17 protein-coding genes are annotated in these 18,053 nt (G+C 53.8%); 9 read left to right on the top strand and 8 right to left on the bottom strand.

Features of this window, described 5'->3' with window-relative positions:
* Positions 1-34: 34 nt before the first annotated feature.
* The 6 genes from ACFFK0_RS11135 to ACFFK0_RS11110 form a co-directional block, all read right to left on the bottom strand.
* Positions 35-1,657 carry a hypothetical protein gene (locus ACFFK0_RS11135; protein WP_377470250.1) on the bottom strand — a complete coding sequence of 541 codons (1,623 nt, stop codon included), beginning with the start codon at positions 1,655-1,657 and terminating at the stop codon, positions 35-37.
* A 173-nt stretch (positions 1,658-1,830) separates the two neighbouring features.
* Entirely contained in the window at positions 1,831-2,739 is a 909-nt protein-coding gene (locus ACFFK0_RS11130; RefSeq protein ID WP_377470249.1) for an aldo/keto reductase, read from the bottom strand.
* Between the two features lie 18 nt (positions 2,740-2,757).
* Entirely contained in the window at positions 2,758-3,663 is a 906-nt protein-coding gene (locus ACFFK0_RS11125) for an RraA family protein (protein ID WP_377470248.1), read from the bottom strand.
* A 45-nt stretch (positions 3,664-3,708) separates the two neighbouring features.
* Positions 3,709-5,091, bottom strand: a complete 1,383-nt coding sequence (locus tag ACFFK0_RS11120) for a mandelate racemase/muconate lactonizing enzyme family protein (protein ID WP_377470247.1) — start codon at positions 5,089-5,091, stop codon at positions 3,709-3,711.
* 55 nt (positions 5,092-5,146) lie between these two features.
* Complete coding sequence (locus ACFFK0_RS11115; protein WP_377470245.1) at positions 5,147-5,884, bottom strand: SDR family NAD(P)-dependent oxidoreductase; 738 nt, start codon at positions 5,882-5,884, stop codon at positions 5,147-5,149.
* The gene (locus ACFFK0_RS11110; protein ID WP_377470244.1) at positions 5,881-6,678 is read right to left on the bottom strand and encodes an SDR family NAD(P)-dependent oxidoreductase; all 798 of its coding nucleotides are present in this window, start codon (positions 6,676-6,678) and stop codon (positions 5,881-5,883) included. Before ACFFK0_RS11110 ends, ACFFK0_RS11115 begins: the two co-directional genes overlap by 4 nt.
* Positions 6,679-6,914: 236 nt before the next feature.
* On the opposite strand from ACFFK0_RS11110, the gene ACFFK0_RS11105 reads away from it, so the two are divergent.
* The 8 genes from ACFFK0_RS11105 (at position 6,915) to ACFFK0_RS11070 (ending at position 15,250) form a co-directional block, all read left to right on the top strand.
* Positions 6,915-7,565, top strand: a complete 651-nt coding sequence (locus ACFFK0_RS11105) for a GntR family transcriptional regulator (RefSeq protein ID WP_377470243.1) — start codon at positions 6,915-6,917, stop codon at positions 7,563-7,565.
* 40 nt (positions 7,566-7,605) lie between these two features.
* Positions 7,606-8,787, top strand: a complete 1,182-nt coding sequence (locus ACFFK0_RS11100; RefSeq protein WP_377470242.1) for a helix-turn-helix domain-containing protein — start codon at positions 7,606-7,608, stop codon at positions 8,785-8,787.
* A 133-nt stretch (positions 8,788-8,920) separates the two neighbouring features.
* Complete coding sequence (locus tag ACFFK0_RS11095) at positions 8,921-9,874, top strand: carbohydrate ABC transporter permease (protein WP_377470241.1); 954 nt, start codon at positions 8,921-8,923, stop codon at positions 9,872-9,874.
* On the top strand, positions 9,871-10,707 hold the full coding sequence (locus ACFFK0_RS11090) for a carbohydrate ABC transporter permease (RefSeq protein ID WP_377470240.1): 837 nt from the start codon (positions 9,871-9,873) through the stop codon (positions 10,705-10,707). The genes ACFFK0_RS11095 and ACFFK0_RS11090 overlap by 4 nt, the downstream gene beginning before the upstream one ends.
* A 37-nt stretch (positions 10,708-10,744) precedes the next feature.
* Complete coding sequence (locus ACFFK0_RS11085; RefSeq protein ID WP_377470239.1) at positions 10,745-12,082, top strand: extracellular solute-binding protein; 1,338 nt, start codon at positions 10,745-10,747, stop codon at positions 12,080-12,082.
* Positions 12,083-12,104: 22 nt separating this feature from the next.
* Entirely contained in the window at positions 12,105-13,076 is a 972-nt protein-coding gene (locus ACFFK0_RS11080) for a mannonate dehydratase (RefSeq protein WP_377470238.1), read from the top strand.
* A gap of 472 nt (positions 13,077-13,548) precedes the next feature.
* Positions 13,549-14,499, top strand: coding sequence for an ROK family transcriptional regulator (locus ACFFK0_RS11075; protein ID WP_377470237.1), 951 nt, complete (start codon positions 13,549-13,551; stop codon positions 14,497-14,499).
* A gap of 280 nt (positions 14,500-14,779) precedes the next feature.
* Positions 14,780-15,250: a GNAT family N-acetyltransferase gene (locus tag ACFFK0_RS11070; RefSeq protein ID WP_377470236.1), complete on the top strand. Its 471-nt coding sequence runs from the start codon at positions 14,780-14,782 to the stop codon at positions 15,248-15,250.
* Positions 15,251-15,392: 142 nt separating this feature from the next.
* On the opposite strand, the gene ACFFK0_RS11065 is transcribed toward ACFFK0_RS11070, so the two are convergent.
* Complete coding sequence (locus ACFFK0_RS11065) at positions 15,393-16,589, bottom strand: MFS transporter (protein ID WP_377470235.1); 1,197 nt, start codon at positions 16,587-16,589, stop codon at positions 15,393-15,395.
* 297 nt (positions 16,590-16,886) lie between these two features.
* Complete coding sequence (locus ACFFK0_RS11060) at positions 16,887-17,438, bottom strand: glutathione peroxidase (RefSeq protein WP_377470234.1); 552 nt, start codon at positions 17,436-17,438, stop codon at positions 16,887-16,889.
* Between the two features lie 267 nt (positions 17,439-17,705).
* Here ACFFK0_RS11060 and ACFFK0_RS11055 point away from each other — a divergent pair, with 267 nt between their 5' ends.
* Positions 17,706-17,936: a hypothetical protein gene (locus tag ACFFK0_RS11055; RefSeq protein ID WP_377470233.1), complete on the top strand. Its 231-nt coding sequence runs from the start codon at positions 17,706-17,708 to the stop codon at positions 17,934-17,936.
* Positions 17,937-18,053 lie beyond the last annotated feature (117 nt).

Raw genomic sequence — 18,053 nt, 5'->3', positions numbered from 1 at the left:
GAGGGAAAGCCCCTTTATTCGGATGTACATTACACTAATCCAGCGAGATCCACGCTTCGCCTGCGTAGCTGTCGAGCAGGCCATAGGTTCGGCCGTCCGATGACTCCCACTTCCCTTTTAGTTTAACGGTTTGCGGCGAAAGGGAGGCGCCGCTCCAAGGCCAGCCCGGCATATTGCCGTCAGGTGTTTGCTGCAGTTGCGTTGTCGTTGTTAGTTGTAGTACCGTGTCCACAGCTTGATAGCCTTCAATGCTTTCCAGGGGAATTTTATACGGGATTCCGTATGTTTTTCCGTTGTAGGTTACGCCATATAAACGAAAGAAGGTTCCTCCGTTCGCATAATTTCGATTTTCAAGATACGTTCCTTTCGGCAGCATGCTTGCATGATATCCGCCGTCTTGCCAAGAATATACTACCGTCGGTTCATGAACCTCAATCACATGGAGCCAAGCTTTGCCATCCTCTGCGTCTACCTGCAGCCATGACCTGGGGGAGCCCGGTGATTCTTTCCAACGCGCTGTGATATGCAGCGTTTGAGGCGCATATTTCATCGAGTAATACTTTGGATTCAATGATGTTACGTTTGGGTACAAAGAAAGGGAAAATAGATCCTTCATCACAAGCGATTCGTCCACTTCCACAGCATCGGCAGGATCAGCGTATCGTTCCTGAACCCATACCTTGCCGTACTGTGAATCGACCTCGTACCAGACTTTGTCGTCAAGACGCAAGCTGCGCGAAGCCGTTCTTGTTCCGGCTTCCAATAACCCTGCAACCGTGTTCTCCCAGCGAGGAAAACGAAATGCCATCGTCCGGTTGGACAGCTCGAGTTCCGTATTATCGTCAGTAACGATAGGGAGGGTGCTGTATTCCGGTGACAAAGAATAGCTTGAGATCCACCCGAATCCTTGCGCGGTCTCTATCTCGTAATATTGCATGCTAGGATTTGCCGCATTCCAGTAGCAAGAGCGGGCCTTGGCAAAATACGGCTGCTCCTTTGTCTCAACAGGCTCAGCATAATACGGTCCGCGAATCGGTTCCGCATAAATATTATTGCGATCAGGAACGTACACGGTAATATCTGTGGATTCCTCCGCGCCGATTTCCTCGCTGTACAGTTTCACCCATCCAGACTGCCCGCTGCTTGTGGCAATACGAAACGCATGGAATCCGCCAGGATGATACCAATCCGGATCGGCATCGAGGACAGTAACGGTTTGAGGATCCAGATAGGATACTGGTTCAGATAGATCTTTGCGTTCCTTGTAAAGGGCTGTGCGCTGCCATAACTTGAGATTCTTGGGGTGTGGAAGGGTGTAGTCTTGATAATTTACGTGGATCCATCTTTCTCCAAGCCACGTATGAATCAGAAAATTCCCAGGATAATAAAAATCTACCTTGCTTACTTGAACCGTTTGAGGCAAGACCTCGCCAACTGCGGTATACCGAAAATTACGAAACGGATGATCATAGAGGGTTGCTGCTGATAGTAAGTTTAATTCTTTCGGCTGCCGCAAAGCGAGACATGGTGCAAGCGGTTGAAAAGAGCTTATCCCCGGCTGTGCATATTCCGCAGCGTTCGCCACAGTCATGATGCCGGGAAGAAGGCCGCTTGTGGCGATGAACGCCGTTGTAATGAAGGCAATCCTTTTACTCATACTTATTTTTTCGCCTCCTTCTTTTACTGAGAATTAGATTCTAAAAATCAATTAAAGTTTCTTTATTACTGACTATAATGGGAATTATTAACTTGAAGCAAAGGTTTCTGCAGCATGAAAGAGGCCGTCTCTTCAAGTAGGCTCAACTACTTGAGGAGACGGCCTTAGTGACTTTACATCGATAGCGCCGTTTGCCCGATGGCGTCAAGACGCCGCTTCGCTTCCTCATACACCTCTTGGGGAAGCGGGCCTTTGGCGGCGTGACGAATGTTGTCCATGAGGTGCGCCGGGTTCTTCGTGCCGACGATCGTCGTGGCCATATGCGGGTGGGACAGCGTGAAGCGAAGCAGGAAGCCGGTCCGCTGCTCGCCTTCCTCAAGCAGCTCGTCAAGCTTCGCCCGCTCCCATGCGGCCCAACGTTCCGCCGAGCCGCGGCCGATACCGGGTTCGCCTTGACCGACGCCGCCTCGGATAATGACGCCTGCGCCCGTCGCCGCCGCATGCGTAATCAGCTGCTCGTGCTCACGCTCGAGAGCCGAGTAGGGGATTTGGAACGTATCGAAATCGTTCCACCCTATGTAGGCGGGAAGATGCGGCACGTAGGAGGAAATGCCGATCCAGCGTACCTTGCCGGTCGCTTGAATTTCTTTCATCACGTCGACGAGCCGGCCTTCTTCAGCCTGCTGAACGGTGGGGCCGTGGAGCTGAAGCACGTCGATGTAGTCCGTCTTCATCCGCCGCAGGCTAGTGTCGATATTATGGAGCAGGTTATCGCGGGTCCATACATGCGGCGTCTCGTCGTGGTCGCCGCAGTCGACCAGCGTGCATCCGCACTTGGTCGCCAGAATGAATTCGCTGCGGCGATGGCCGATGAAGCGCCCGATCAATTCCTCGCTTCGGCCGTAGTCATAGGACGTGTCGATGAAATTGATCCCGGCGTCGAGGACGGCGTTCAGAATTCGCTCGGAGTCGGCGTCGGATACCGGCTTGCCGCTCCATACGCGGGGGCCGCGAATTTCCATCGCTCCGTAACCGAGCTTGGTGACGGACAGGCCGGTCCGGCCGAGTACAGCTTGATCCACAGCGCTTCCGCTCCTTCGTTACAGCCGCACGTCGCTGGACGGTCCGGCGGCTTCCAGTTTGCGAGCTTCCTCCAGCTCGTCGTTCCAGGTCAAGTGGCGGTACGGGGCGGCCGCTTCATCGCTTTGGAACCAGTTCAAGAAGTCCTGCCACATCGCCGTGCTCCAAGCCGAATCGATTTGGGCGGTCGTATATGTCTGGTCCCGCAGCCGGACAAAGCCGAACACGTCGCGCACCTGGGACTTCTCCGCATGGATTGCGGTCAGCTCGGCGAGATGGGCGGGGATGAAGATCACGCCGGACGGAGTGCCGAGCACGACGTCGCCGGGCAGGCACACCGCGCGGCCGATCCGGGTCGGCACGTTCATGCCGACCATCGTCACGTCGGCGATCGCCGTCGGGTCGCTGCCGCGAAAATAGACGTTGATATTTTCGATTTCCATGACCTGCTGATTGTCGCGAATGCCGCCCCAGATGACAGCCCCGCCGCGCTTCGTCCGGGTCGAAATGGCCGTCGACAAGTTGCCGCCTACGTACGTGCCCTGATAGATTTTGTCAAACATATCGACGACAACGACGTCATCCTCTTCCAGCGTGTCGATCACCCATTGGTTGAAGAAGCCTCTGCGGCCTTCCTGCTCATGGCCGTACCGAAGCAGCGTGTCGTGCAAATCGGGGCGCTTCGGCACCATGACGGCGGTCACGGCCCGGCCGACAATCACTTTGCCCGGATGAATGATTTTGAAGTCGCCTTCGAATTGACTTTGGTAGCCGCGCGACCAGAGCGGTCCCCACGCCTCCTCCAACGTAATACGGCCTAACCGGCGGAGTACGTCGGCGGGAACCTTGGGCCGGCCGTTCGGAAAGCGCTCGCCTTGCCAGAGCGGTGTCCACTGTACAATATCTTCCGCGTTGTCAAATTTCATTGCCGCCACCTCGCTATATGATGTATTGGGGATCTGTACGGGGAACTAACTCCATAAACGGTCGTTGGACCAGTAATGATCCCATACGGACGTTTCTTCCCACAGTCCGGGAATTTCGGGATGCAGATGCTGGGCGATCACTTCGTCGTTCAGCTCTTCGATGCCGAGTCCGGGGGCGTCGGGTACGGCGATGAAGCCGTTCTGGACGAGTGGCTTCGGCAGCTTGCTGACGATGAGATCGTCCCACCAGTCGATATCGACGGAGTGATACTCGAGGGCGAGGAAGTTCTCGGTTGCCGCAGCGGCATGAACGGCCGCCAAGCAGGCGATAGGACTTTCCGCCATATGGATGGCCATCGCCACGCCGTGCTCCTGCGCCAGATCGCCGATCTTTTTCGTTTCAAGGATGCCCCCGGCCGTAAGTACGTCGGGATGGATGACGGAGACGCCGCCGGCCTCAAGCAGCGGAAGGAAGTTTTCCTTCAAATAGATGTCCTCGCCGGTGCACACCGGAGTCGTTACCGCTCTCGCGAGCTGAGCATACTGGTCGGTGTACTGCCAAGGAATCATGTCTTCCATCCAGGCCAAATTGTATTTGTCGATGCGGCGGCCGAGCCTGATACAGTCCTGCAGCCCGATATGGCCGAAGTGATCGATCGCCAGCGGCACCTCATAGCCAATAACCGATCTGACGTCGGCGACATATTGCTCGAGCATATCGAGCCCTTTCTCCGTGACATGAATGCCGGTGAAGGGATGGGCAATATTGTAAATATCGTAATGGCGGTTCCGCAGCGTTCTCAGCTCCTGCGGCGGCAGCGGCGCACTCTTGCGCCCGTACCATGCTGTCGACAGCGCTCTCATTTCCTCCAAAAATCCGAGCGGCGCGCTGAGCGTCCCAGGCTCGTGGATGATTTGGTTGATGCCGAGGTCCATTTTCAAGAAGGTGAAGCCTTTTTCCATCCGCTTCTTGAGTGCTTCGCCCATTGCGGTGCCGGAGTCCTTACCGTTCACGTCGGTATCGCAGTACATCCGGATTTTGTCGCGGAACTTGCCGCCGAGCATTTGGTAAATCGGAATGCCGTACGCTTTGCCGGCTATATCCCAGAGGGCAATCTCCAGGCCGCTGACGCCGCCGCCTTGGCGGGCATGGCCGCCGAACTGCTTGATGCGGCGGAACAGCTTGTCGATCTGGCAAGGATTCTCGCCCAGCAGCCGGCCTTTCAGCATGAGCGCGAACGCTTTGTCGGCGCCGTCACGGACTTCGCCGAAGCCGACCAGACCTTGATTCGTGTATACCTTGATCAAGCTGCAATGCATCGGGGCGCCGGCGATGTCGGCAAAGCGGATGTCGGTAATTCGCAGCTCCGACGGGGAAGAATAAGTATTGACGTGGGCAAGAGTGCTTTCATACGTTTGTTGGGTCACCTTAGATACCGCTCCTTTGGGCAAAATAATGACGAACAGATAGGCGCTGCATCAGCTACATCAGCATCGAAGCGCCGTCCAACCGGATCGAAGCGCCGGATAAATAATCGGTTTCGCCGGACGCAATGAAGCATACCAAGGCGGCGACGTCCGACGGCAGGCCGACCCGGCCGAGCGGGAACTTCTTGCGGCTCGGCTGCCGGTGAGAATCTCGGAACTTGCCGACATCGACGGCTCCCGGCTCGATCGTATTGACGGTGATGCCGTATTGGGCCAGCTCGATAGCGCTTTCCCGGGCCAGCATTTTGACTCCGCCCTTAGTCATGCAGTAGACGGCGTCGAAATCCGTCGGTCGTTTGCCGTGGACAGAGGAAATATAAATAATGCGGCCGCTCATCTTCGCCTTCATGAACGGAAGGACGGCTTGGGTGCACTGCCAGTAGCCCTTTAGATTAATGGCGAACATCCGGTCAAATTGCTCCTCCGAATAGTCCGCCCAATCGATGTTGAGCTGCAGCGCCGCATTGTTGACAAGAATATCGATACCTCCGAAGCGGTCCGCAGCTTCGACAGTCATGCGTTCGATGTCCGCCTGCCGGGCGACATCGGCTTGCACAAGCAGCGCCTCGCCGCCAAGTTCGTCGATTTGACGTTTCGTTTCGAGCGCGCCCGCTGCGCTCGAATTGTAGTGCACGGCGACCTTCACGCCGCGTCTTGCCAGCTCGACGGCAATACCTTGGCCGATCCCCGTGCCGGCGCCGGTCACTAACGCCGATTTCCCCGCCAAACTCATGCCGGATCAACCTCCAAGTCGTCTGGCTTCTTCATCCTGTGATCCATATAATGCATCAGGAAGCCGCCGTCGAGCCGAATGTCGGCTCCATTCACATAGCGCGATTCTGCGCCGGCAAGGAAATAGGCCAGCTCGGCCATGTCCTCGTACGTACCCGGCAGCCCGCTCGGTACTTTGTACCTATACGAATCGTACAAGGCGGAGATATCGCTTCGGAACTGCTCCGCTGCTCCCTCGACCGGTCCCATTTCGATCATATTGACTCTGACGCCGTACCTGCCGAGAAACAGCGCCGCTTCCCGGGCCAGCATCTTGACGGCGCCTTGCGAAGCGCTGAAGGGCATCGATGCTCCGGCAGGCTTGTCGGCATGAATCGACCCGACGAAGACGACGGCACCCGATCCCCTTGCCGCCATTTGTTTGCCGACTGCCTGGGTGCAGAAGAACGCCGTCTTGGCATTCGCTTGCACGATGTTCAAGAACGCCGCTTCGTCACCATGTTCAACTCCGGCGGGACTTATGGCGCACTGATTGTGCAGCAGCACGTCCACAGAGCCAAGCTTCGTCTCTGCTTCCGCCAGCAGAGCGGCAACCTCGGCGCTTCGACAGAGATCGATATTGGCGACGACTGCCTCGCAGCCGAACGCCCTCGCGGAATCAAGACATTCTTGCAGCGCTTCGCCGCCCGAGACGCTGTTCAGGAGCAGCCCGGAGCCGTCCCGGGCGAACCGGCGGACGAGCGCTTGACCGGACTTGCTGTCCGCGTCCGTAATGAACACTACACGTTTGGACAATTTCAACAACACCTCCACAGCTGCGGCATGCGATCCTGGATACAACATCATCTTAACGAGGGGGCGTCCGGAAAGGCGATGCCGTAAAATTATGATTTTGTTTGATTTTTTTCATTTGCCGAGGAGAGAAAAGGCGCCGAAAGATGAGGACATTTATCCCTTGACAATATTTGGGGATCGCAGCTAGTATCAAGTTATCGATTATCGATAATTCAGGAAAGGGGGATCCGATCCGAATGGAACCGATCAACCTGGCGCAAGCGCCGGCTCCGATGTCTTTAACCGAATACGTTTACAGTACATTGAAGAGACAAATTATGAAGGGGGAGCTGCCGCCCGGCTACCGCCTTATTGTGCTGGATCTGACGAAGGCATTCGGCGTCAGTCAGGCTCCGGTCAGAGAGGCGTTGGAACGTCTCAAGCAGGAAGGCTTAATCGTCGGCAAGACAAACAAGGGTTCGGCCGTCTCCGAAATCACGCCCCAGGAAATCCGCGATATCTACGAGCTGCGGCAGCTGATCGAAGGTCATGCTTTGAGAGCTACGATGAATGTGTTGACCGCGCAAGACATCGAACATTTGGAGAATATTGTGAAAGGGATGAGGGAGTCCGTGGATAACGGCGATCCGTTCCGGCTTGTGGAGCTGGATATGGATTTCCACGGATACTTCTACGAACGAAGCGGCAATGCGCTGTTTCTGGACATATGGAACCGGATCAAGACGAAAATTATGCGGTTCATCTCCGTTACGAACCACGATCATCAAGGCTACAGCATTCCGGATTCCCATCTGGAGCTGCTCGATCTGATCAAGACGGGCAATGTGGATGTGACGGAGGAGAAGCTGATCCGGGGGCTTGATTTCTACAAGCATTATACCGGTTGAACTTTCATAGCCATCTTGTCCAATGAAAGGAGAGCGGGGTATGCAGCATAATAAACCGAATACCGCAGCCGCCTTCACGGCGGGCAGGGAAGAGTTTCGAGCCGCCGGGAGCCCGTCGCTGCCGGACTTGATCCGCAGCGGATGCACCCGGCCTGAGGAAATCCAAAGACGGCTCGCCGAGCAGGGGCTTCATGCCCATTACTGTTACCCGACCTTAGCCTTGTTCGACAGCAGCTCCGGCGATGCGAGCGCCTGGACTCGTCTAAGCGAAACGCAGGAGCTGTACGACACCCTCAAATGTTACGCACCAAGAAATTGCCCCGTTTTTTTCGATGAAATCGGACACGTTTGCATGCTATTTTCCTGGGACGACAGAGACACGATCCGCGCCTTGCACAGCAGCCTTCTCCGCCACGATACCCGCCATTTGCGCACAGTAACGGTTGGAATCGGCAATCCGAGCCAGCACCTCACCGAGCTTCACACCGGTTTCGCCCAAGCGATGAGCGCTCTCAACCATAAATTTTATCAAGGTACAGGACAAATCATTTATTTCAACAGCATCGGCAGCTACTCGAACGAAGCGGTCTATCCGGATGATCAAGAGGAGGAGCTGCTTCGACTTATCGACGAACAGGCGCCGCAGAGGGCGGAGCAGGCCGTCGACAGCTTCTATGAAGCGCTGCTGCGCAGCGGACCGCTGCCCCGGGAAGAAGTCGATAACATCACAATTCATCTGTTGATCAGCCTGGAGCTCCGGATAAAAATGTCGACCGGACAGATCGACGCTCCGCTTCGTCCGGACATTATGGCGGTACTCACCAGGCAAACGCTGCAAGAAATCAAGGCTGCGGTGCGCGACTATGTGAAGCGGATCGCCGAGGCGTCAACGTCCAAAGACAACCAAAACCGTACGATCATTAAGAAAGCGCTAACACTAATGGAAGGGGAATACGACAAAGCGACGCTGCATTCCGTAGCGGAGAAGGTGTACATTACCCCGGCCTATCTCAGTACGCTGTTCAAAACGAATACGGGCGTCACCTTCATTGAGCATTTGACGGAAATCCGGATCGCCAAAGCGAAGAAGCTGCTCAAGCAAACGCAGTTGAAAAATTACGAGGTAGCCGAAAAGGTGGGTTATCAGGACTCCCGCTATTTCAGCCAAATTTTCAAAAAGAAGGTCGGATTGTCTCCAAGCGAGTTCCGCGACGCGAACTAAAAAAATCAAACGAATTCAAAAATTCACCTCCTGTGCAGATAAATTCCAGTTTGATAAGTTGAATGTGTTCCATTCAAATGAAAACGCTATCTTGGGTGGATAGAGATGGAATTTAGACGGGAGGGGTTTTGGTATGACGGCGAAAGCTTCGATTCAAGAAAGGGCTGCGGCGGTTCCCCGGCTGCGCGCCCGCAAGGCGGCGGGTACCCACCATGTTGCCGGTTATTTGTTTATTTCCCCATGGCTGATCGGATTTTTCCTGCTCACCTTATGGCCGATCGTACGGTCCTTTTACCTATCGTTCACAGAATATTCCTTGCTGGAAGATCCGAGCTGGGTCGGCATCGGCAACTACAAAGAAATTTTCCTGCAGGATGGGCTGTTCCGTCAATCGCTCCAAGTGACGTTCGCCTTTGTCGCGCTTTCCGTGCCGGTTAAGCTGTTCTTTTCGCTCTTGGTGGCGATGCTGCTGAACAAGAGCATACGCGGGATCTCAGCATACCGGACGGCGATTTATTTTCCATCGCTGATCGGAGGCAGCATCGCCGTTTCCGTGCTGTGGAGAAACATTTTCGACCTGAAGGGCTATGTGAACCATATTCTGGGCTGGTTTCATATCCCCGCCGTCGCCTGGTTGTCCAATCCAGATACGTCGCTGTATACGCTGGTGCTGCTGAATGCCTGGCAGTTCGGCTCGACGATGGTCATTTTCCTGGCCGGGCTCAGGCAAATTCCTCAGGATCTGTACGAATCGGCTGCGGTGGACGGCGCAAGGCCGCTGGGGAAGTTTTGGCATATCACGCTGCCGATGCTGTCGCCGGTTATGTTTTTCAATCTGGTGCTCGGAATTATCGGCTCGTTTCAAATGTTTACGTCGGCCTTTATCATTACGAACGGAGGACCGGCGAACTCCACGTACATGTATGCGCTATTCCTGTTCGAGAAGGCGTTTAAAAACTACCAGATGGGCTACGCTTCGGCACTGGCATGGATTTTGCTTGTGATCATCGCTGTTTTGACAGCGCTTAACTTCTTGGCGTCCAAATACTGGGTGTATTACGAGTCGGAAGGGGGGAACGCGAAATGAGCAATCGGTTCCGCTCGCAAGGATGGGTCAACCACCTCGTGCTGCTGGCCTTCTCGTTTGTCATGCTGTATCCGGTTATCTGGTGGGTCGGAGCGACGCTGAAGCAAAACTCGGAGATGAGCTTGCCGACGATTTGGCCGGAAACGCCGATGTGGGACAATTACACGAAGGGCTGGTTTCACAACGCCGAATACAGCTTCACAACGTTCTTCACGAATACGCTCATCATGGAGTTTTGGTGCGTGCTGGGCGGTGTCGTTACGAGCGCTCTCGTCGCCTACGGCTTCGCACGGCTGCGTTTTAAGCTGCGCGGGTTTTGGTTCTCGATCCTGCTGCTGACGATGATGCTTCCCGGGCAGGTGACGGTCGTGCCCCAGTACATTATTTACAACAATTTGGGCTTAGTGGACAGCTACATTCCGCTCATTCTTCCGCACTTCTTCGGAGGAGGCGCGTTCTTCGTCTTCCTGGTCGTGCAATTTATTCGCGGCATTCCGAGAGAGCTGGACGAAGCGGCGACGATCGACGGCGCATCGGTGTACGGCATATTTCTGCGCGTCATCTTTCCGCTGGTGAAGCCTGCCCTTGTGACTGTGGCCATCTTCACGTTCATCTGGAGCTGGGATGACTTTTTCTCACAGGTGCTCTATTTAAGCTCGATTGAAAAATATACCGTAGGTCTTGGTCTGCGCATGTTCATCGATCAGTTCGAAGTGCAGTGGGGGCAGCTGCTTGCGATCTCGCTGTTGTCGATTCTTCCGTCGGTCGTCGTATTTTTTGCCGCACAGAAGCATTTTGTGGAAGGGATTGCAACTACCGGTCTTAAAGGGTAGTTCCAATAATAGGCGAACAGAAAGGGGAACGAAGAAGATGCGCAAATGGACGATGTTCACAGCCGTAACGCTTGCGGCCGCTTTGACGCTGGCAGGGTGCAGCAGCGGAGGGGGCGCAGGGGCGTCCAACGGAGATCAAGGAGCGAAACCGGCGTCGGCGGATGCGGACAAGAAAGTCGATACGGCGGCGCCGGCCAACCTGAAAATCATGTGGTGGGGACCTGACGCCAGACACCAGGCGACGCTGAAGGCACTCGAGCTGTACTCCCAACAGAAGCCGAACATTAAATTTACGCCGGAATATTTGGCCTGGGACGCGTATTGGACGAAGCTGACGACGCTGGCCGCTTCGAAATCGATGACGGACGTGCTGCAAATGGACGGCGCGTACATTCAGGATTATGCCAAGCGGGGGCTGCTCGAGGATTTGTCGGATGTCGATTTGAAGGGGATCGTCGATCCGAAAATCTTGGACAATTTGAAAATTAACGGCAAGCTGTACGGCATCCCGCTGAGCCATAACGGATCGGGGATTGTCTTCAACAAAACGGAGCTCGAAGCGGCCGGCATCAAGCTGCCTGCGAAGGATTGGACATGGGACGATTTCTTCGCCTTCGCGAAGGAAGCGCGGGAGAAGCTGCCCAAGGATAAATACGGCATTGGCGATAATTCCACCGGTTGGGATTGGTTTCAGTTCTACCAAACCTCGTACGGCAAAGGCCCGGTCATGGTAGACGGCACGAAATTCAATCTCGATAAGGACCTGTGGTTCAAATTTCAGCAAACGTACGTCGATTTCCGTAAAAATAACGTCATCCCGCCGGCGCAGGTGCAGGCAGCCTTCAAAGAAAACGATCCGAAGGCCGATCCGATGGCGTCCGGTACGACATTGACGCGCGGGGCGACCGTCGGCTCCGTCAGCGTGCTGGAGCAGCTGCTGCCGGGGAAAGTGGCCGTTGTAAACAATCCGACCGGTCCGTCGGGCGGCGGCTGGGCGCAGTCAACGATTTTCCTTAGCGTCAGCAGCACGAGCAAATATAAGGCCCAGGCGAAAGAGTTCGTCAAATGGTTCATTACGGATAAAGAAGCGGGCAGAGTGCTCGGCACGACGAGAGGGATCCCGATTAACGATGTGATCTACAAAGAGCTCGAGCCGAATTTGAAGAAGACCGATACGATCGGCAAAGATTTGCTCGATGCGGCGCTTGGCAAGGCGCTGCCGTTCTATCCGGCGCCTCCGGGCTGGGAAGACTTCGTCAAGACGTACACGACGGAAATGGAAGCCGTCAGCTTCGGCAAGCAGTCGCTTGAGCAGGCTTACGACAAAATTGTCGCCAAGGGCAAAGATACGGAAGCGAAGCTTAGTAAAAAATAATCCGTTACAGGAGTGATCCGACATGCAGCTTGCCGAATTTTTTCCCTCTCATCCGAACCGGCTCTGGCATTTGGCGAAGCAGATGGGCATTGGTTATGCGGTAGGTCCGCTGCCTCGCGAGGAGAATGGCTGGAAGCCCTGGGACTATATGAATCTGCTTCATATGAAGCGGCGTTTCGAGGATTTCGGACTTGAGCTGAAAGTGATCGAATCGGCGCCGCCGACGAATTCAATCAAGCTCGGGCTGCCCGGGCGCGATGAAGAAATCGAGGTGATGCAGCAGTTCATTACGAACATGGGGGCGCTCGGCATCGAGGTGCTGTGCTATAATTTCATGGCCCAGTTCAACTGGTTCCGTACGTCGACGACAACCCGTACCCGTGGCGGCGCGCTTGTCTCCAGCTACGATCATGCGCTGATGCAGAACGCCCCGCTGACCGAGGCGGGCATCGTGACCGAGGAACAGCTCTGGAATAATTTGCGCTACTATTTGGAGCGCATCGTCCCCGTTGCCGAGAAGGCGAAGGTAAAGCTGGCGCTGCACCCCGACGATCCGCCGATCAGCCCGATCCGGGGCATATCGCGCATATTGCGAAGCGCCGATGCGCTGCAGCGCGCCATCGATCTGGTGCCGAGCCCCTACAGCGGCATCACGCTGTGTCAGGGCACGCTCGCCACGGCGGGGGAACATATTCCCGATGTCATCCGCAGGTTTGCCGCTCAGGATAAAATATTTTTCGTTCATTTCCGGGATGTGCGCGGAACGGCCGAGAAGTTCGAGGAGACGTTCCACGACGACGGCAAGACGAATATGCTGGAAGCGATGAAAACCTACTATGACGTAGGGTACCGCGGACCGGCCAGACCCGATCATGTGCCGACGATGGAAGGGGAAGACAATGCCAATCCGGGCTACGAGCTGCTCGGCCGGCTGTTCGGCGTCGGCTATATTAAGGGTTTGATGGAGGCTGCCGAAGCAGGACGAAGCGCTTGACAGGCGGTATGCAATGAGTGAACCGTAAGCGCTGCGAGGCGTTACGGCGATGCTCCAATGGCGACGATCCAACGGCGATTGTTTCCCGGTCGAGAACCGGGGAGCAGTCGCTTTTGTTTGTGTATAGCCAGGAATTTATGTGTCCTAGTTTTCTGTGGATAGCGGGACATAAGGAATCGTAAGCCGCGAAGCATTCGTCGTTTTTTTGGGGTCTCATCCGACGAGCGGAGGTATAGCGGGTTCTCGCAGCATTATTTGTATAGAATCGGATCAAAGCAGCCGATCTCATTCACTGCCCGCCAAGAACCCGCCATATCAAAGATCTATTTATTGGCGGAAGCAACCCTGCTTGAATAATGAGCCACATTGAGGGTATAATAAATAAACTTAATAAAGTTGGTTTAATTACTAAAGTGAGCCCGGGTGATCTCAGATGGAACATGCGCATCCTCATTTAATAAAAGGATTCAATATGAACTCGGTTCGCCGCGAACTGAAACAGACGGGCAAGATGACCAAGCCGCAGCTCGCTTCGCTGACAGGGCTTAGCGTCGTCACCATTAACGCGCTGGTCAAGGAGCTAGTGGAAGCGGGAGAGCTCTTCGAAGACGATGCGGTTCCGTCGAACGGCGGCCGGCCTGCCGTAACGTATCGGTTCAATTATAACTTTCGTCTCGCATTGGTCGTTCAAATTATTGAAAAGCAAGATCACGAACTGTATTTGGCGAAAATATTCAATTTACGCGAAGAGATCCTCGCCGCTGTAGAGCATCGTTTGCAAAGCTTCGACATGAGCGCTCTCTGTTCGGTCATCGATGATTTACTGCAGCAGTTCCCCGCTGTTGGAGTGATCGGGATCGGGATACCGGGCCAATCGGTTGATGGGGAAATTAAAGTCAGCGGCAGTGCCGGGATGAAAGGAATCCGCTTGATCGAAGAGGTTCAGTCCAGGTTTGAGGTGCCGGTTGTCGTAGAAAATGACGTCAATGCCGCCGTTAGCGGATACTGTCATCGCGAACAGTTCGGCGAAGGAAAGTGCGTGCTGGGCATCTATTTCCCCGGGACGAAGTCGCCTGGAATGGGGATTTTCATCGACGGAAAAATCGTCAGAGGGAAGGACGGCATGGCCGGGGAGATTAAATATTTGCCTCTGGATTTCTTGCACTGGGATGCCTTGGACGCCGCAGAGGAGTTTCCGGAAGTCATTTGTAAAATGATGCTGATTCTCAATGCCGTTCTTGCTCCGGACCAAATTGTCGTGTATTCCGAAGAGGTTGACGCGCAGCTGCTGAAGGAGACGTGGGATGCATGCAAAGCGAACTATGCCATGCCGTCGTTCCCCGACATCGTCGTATCGGCATCTTTCGCCAAAGATTTCGAGGAAGGGATGAGATATTTAAGCTTGAGAGAGCTGGGCTCTTAGGGCATATTGGTAAAGCTTTTCGTAAAATATGCCTAAACACACGGCTACGAAGATTGGCATGATGATAGCGATCACATCCTTTGACTCCGTTTCCCTTACATCTAACCAGAATGCGGACCGGATACAATTTTTGATAAGGCTCTGTTAAACATTGTTGTTGATATTCTTATTGAAGTAACGGGCAGATTCGTTCAACATTACAGGTTTTTTAAATCTGTTAGTCGAACTTCTACTCTAGGCTCTTAGGGCTCACTGAAACTGACTTAGGGGGATGGATTAGATGATGGGAGCAAACATTAGACCAGCCCAGACTGAAGAAGCAACAATTTTAAGCGATATAGCAATTAGATCCAAAGCATACTGGGGATATGATCCAGAGTACATGGAGTGTGCTAAGAAGGATTTAAGCATCTCTGAAGAAAATATCTTAGATAATTGGATTTTCGTGATTGAGGCTGAGAATACGATTAGGGGCTTTTACGAGTTAAGGGAAAATTCAAAACAAGAAGCTGAATTATTTTGGTTATTTGTAGACCCTACTTCAATTGGTGCAGGTTATGGGAAAAAGTTAATGAAGCATGCTATCCAACTAGCGATGAACAATAATTTTATTCACATCAGAATAAAGAGTGATCCGAATGCAGAGGGTTTTTATAAAGGGTTCGGGGCAATAGTTGTAGGGGAATCCCCTTCGACTGTGAGACCTGATATGAAGCTCCCTGTAATGAGTTTGCGTATTACGCAGGTTTAAGCTAACGGATTATGACGATAGTTCAGAATGAACCGCCATAGGGCGGTTTTTCTTTTGGTCAAAAATCAACAATCAAAGATAACAGAGCCTTTGATAAAAAGAGACAGCCCCGGTTTTCTTGCAAAACAAGGGCTGTCTTTTTTTACTGGGCAGACTTCTTATCCGCCATATAAACGGCAAGACCGAGAAGTAAAGCCGAGCCTACAAGCACAGCGCCTACCCATGGAAGGGAGGTAAGCGACATGTGGGTAATGACTGCTCCGCCGATGAAAGCGCCCGTCGCGTTTCCCAGGTTGCCGGCGGAATGGCTCGTGGTGGAGGCCAGCGCCGGAGCGGATTTGGCCAAGCTCATAATCCGTACCTGCATCCCCGGGAATACGGCAAAGGATCCGGCGCCCCAAAGGAAAATGGTGAGGACGGCGGCAATGGGGTTATGCACGGTAAAGGTGAAAATCGTGAGAAGCAAGCATATCGCCAAATAGATGCCGAGAATGGAAGGCATGAGCTTCCAATCCGCAAGCTTGCCGCCTACGATATTACCGATCGTAACCCCGCAGCCGAACAAAATCAATATCCAGGTCACGCTGTGCTCGGCAAAGCCGGTTACCTGCACTAGCAGCGGCGTTATGTAGGTGAACACGGCGAACAGACCCGCGTTGCCAAGCACGGCGATGAGGAGAAAAGCCAACAGCTTGGGACTGGCGAGCGCGGCAACCTGACGAACGACGCTGACGGGTTTTTCTTGCCGGAGCGCAGGGATAAACAGCAGAATTCCGATCAGCGTGATCAGGCCCATTACGGCGATGGTGCCGAACGATGCCCGCCAGCCCCAATGCTGACCGATGAATGTGCCCAACGGAACGCCGATAATGTTGGCGATCGTCAGTCCCGCCATCATGATCGATACGGCGCCGGCTCGTTTGTCCGGATGAACGAGGCCTGAGGCGATGACAGCCCCAACTCCGAAGAACGTACCGTGCGTAAGCGCCGTAATTAAGCGGGCACCCATAAGGACGGCGTAATTCGGGGCCGCGACAGATATGCCGTTTCCGAGAATAAACAGCATCATTAAGAAGACGAGCAGCTTCTTTTGCGGCATTTTATGGGTGAGGATGGTCAGGATCGGAGCTCCTACGGCAACGCCGAGCGCGTACATCGTAATGAGCTGTCCGGCTGCAGAGATCGAGACGTTCAAATCTCCCGCGACATTGGGCAATAGGCCCATAATGACGAATTCCGTCATGCCGATGGCAAAAGCTCCTGCAGTTAAGGAGAGCAGCGACAGGGAAAATGATTTGGTTGCGGTTTGCTGCTTGATTGTGCCTTGTGCGAATTCCATAATGTCGATGTTCACCTTTCTGTTTTGGGTCGATGACCAACAAAAGCGACCCGGAGCGGATATCATTCGTCCGAGTCGCAGCTAGTCATCCATCATTACATCATATCCGAGTTAGTCCGGGACCGATGGCTAAACTTATTATATAGAAGTGCAAGGTAGATTGTAAGAAGTAACATGCCGTTCACTAGCTTACCTGAAGGAAACTACCTTACAAGCAGGGGACTAACCTCTATTCTGCTGCTGCACAGCAAAAACCGGATTTCCGCCGGTGGAAACGGAAGTCCGGTTTGGCTTTGCTTAGGTATGGAGCTGCGCTTCAATGCTTCGCCGAAGCAGATCCATTTCGTCGGTAGGTTCGAATCTCGCAACGACTTCCCCTTGCCGGTTGATGAGAAATTTCGTGAAGTTCCACTTGATCGAGTCGCCGAGCAGCCACTCCGGGTTCTTTTCGGTAATCATCATTTTGAGCAGCTTGGCGTTCATGTTCGAATCGTCGAACCCTTTGAACGGAGCGGCCTTCCTCAAGTAATCGAACAGAGGGTGGGCGTTGTCGCCGTTGACTTCGAGCTTTCCGTAGATCGGGAATTTGACGCCGTAATTGATTTGGCAGAACGACTCCGCCTCCTGGTTGCTGCCCGGCTCCTGTTCGCCGAATTGATTGCACGGGAAGCCGATAAACTCTACACCGGAAGCGCGGTACTGCTCGTAAAGGCTTTGCAGATCGGCGAATTGCGGTGTGAACGTACATTTGCTCGCTGTATTAATGATAACAACCGGTTTTCCTTCGAAGGCATACAGCGGCACGCGACTGCCGTCGGATTTGCGCACGGTAAAATCGTAAATGGTCATGATGTCACCTCACAATATGGATGAAAATAGTATAGGCATAATATGGCGAATCGTAAATGGAAATGTCGAACCATTATAGTTTATGGCATTAATTATTTACGCCGGTGACTGAAGGTTCTATTCGAACGTGCGGCAGGAAGCGGGGGGCACGGTTCGTCGAACAGGGGTGGATGAACAGAAGAAGGCGCCATCATCCGTCTTTACCCGTTCACCAAATCTATCAATCTCGCATCTACTGGATGGAGTACTATGGGGGAGGTGGATGAATTGCGCAATACTCCTGTTCAGCGCGATGTCGTTACGATCCGGTATTCCCTAACCGTCGTGCCGAAGGCAGGGATTATTACAGGCGTCAGTGTGATCGGGCAGGCCCGGCGTGCTCAGCGGTTTTTGCGGCTGGGAGCGCGTGTCGCACCGGCCAGACGAAGCTTGGAGCAGAGCGGATTCGAGCTCGTTCATCGGCAGGAAGGCGTATATGTATTCATGCGCCAGCGCTGACCGATGATCCGGACGAAGAGCGGATGCATGCCGAGTAAGTGACGTCAGACGTCAGCTGTTAGTGTAAAATCTCCGTGGGTGTAGGAATTGGAAAAAGCGGATATAGAAAAAGAGCTT

This window comes from Paenibacillus chartarius, from assembly GCF_042432825.1.
Classification (GTDB): Bacteria; Bacillota; Bacilli; order Paenibacillales; family NBRC-103111; genus Gordoniibacillus; species Gordoniibacillus chartarius.
This window is presented reverse-complemented; position numbering and strand designations above follow the sequence as displayed.

Bases quoted from the DNA above. Each gene is read 5' to 3' on its own strand.
- ACFFK0_RS11105 (WP_377470243.1), top strand. From the start codon at position 6,915: ATGGAACCGATCAACCTGGCGCAAGCGCCGGCTCCGATGTCTTTAACC.
- ACFFK0_RS11095 (WP_377470241.1), top strand. From the start codon at position 8,921: ATGACGGCGAAAGCTTCGATTCAAGAAAGGGCTGCGGCGGTTCCCCGG.
- ACFFK0_RS11060 (WP_377470234.1), bottom strand. From the start codon at position 17,438: ATGACCATTTACGATTTTACCGTGCGCAAATCCGACGGCAGTCGCGTG.
- ACFFK0_RS11070 (WP_377470236.1), top strand. From the start codon at position 14,780: ATGATGGGAGCAAACATTAGACCAGCCCAGACTGAAGAAGCAACAATT.
- ACFFK0_RS11100 (WP_377470242.1), top strand. From the start codon at position 7,606: ATGCAGCATAATAAACCGAATACCGCAGCCGCCTTCACGGCGGGCAGG.
- ACFFK0_RS11065 (WP_377470235.1), bottom strand. From the start codon at position 16,589: ATGGAATTCGCACAAGGCACAATCAAGCAGCAAACCGCAACCAAATCA.
- ACFFK0_RS11080 (WP_377470238.1), top strand. From the start codon at position 12,105: ATGCAGCTTGCCGAATTTTTTCCCTCTCATCCGAACCGGCTCTGGCAT.
- ACFFK0_RS11135 (WP_377470250.1), bottom strand. From the start codon at position 1,657: ATGAGTAAAAGGATTGCCTTCATTACAACGGCGTTCATCGCCACAAGC.
- ACFFK0_RS11085 (WP_377470239.1), top strand. From the start codon at position 10,745: ATGCGCAAATGGACGATGTTCACAGCCGTAACGCTTGCGGCCGCTTTG.
- ACFFK0_RS11125 (WP_377470248.1), bottom strand. From the start codon at position 3,663: ATGAAATTTGACAACGCGGAAGATATTGTACAGTGGACACCGCTCTGG.
- ACFFK0_RS11115 (WP_377470245.1), bottom strand. From the start codon at position 5,884: ATGAGTTTGGCGGGGAAATCGGCGTTAGTGACCGGCGCCGGCACGGGG.
- ACFFK0_RS11075 (WP_377470237.1), top strand. From the start codon at position 13,549: ATGAACTCGGTTCGCCGCGAACTGAAACAGACGGGCAAGATGACCAAG.
- ACFFK0_RS11090 (WP_377470240.1), top strand. From the start codon at position 9,871: ATGAGCAATCGGTTCCGCTCGCAAGGATGGGTCAACCACCTCGTGCTG.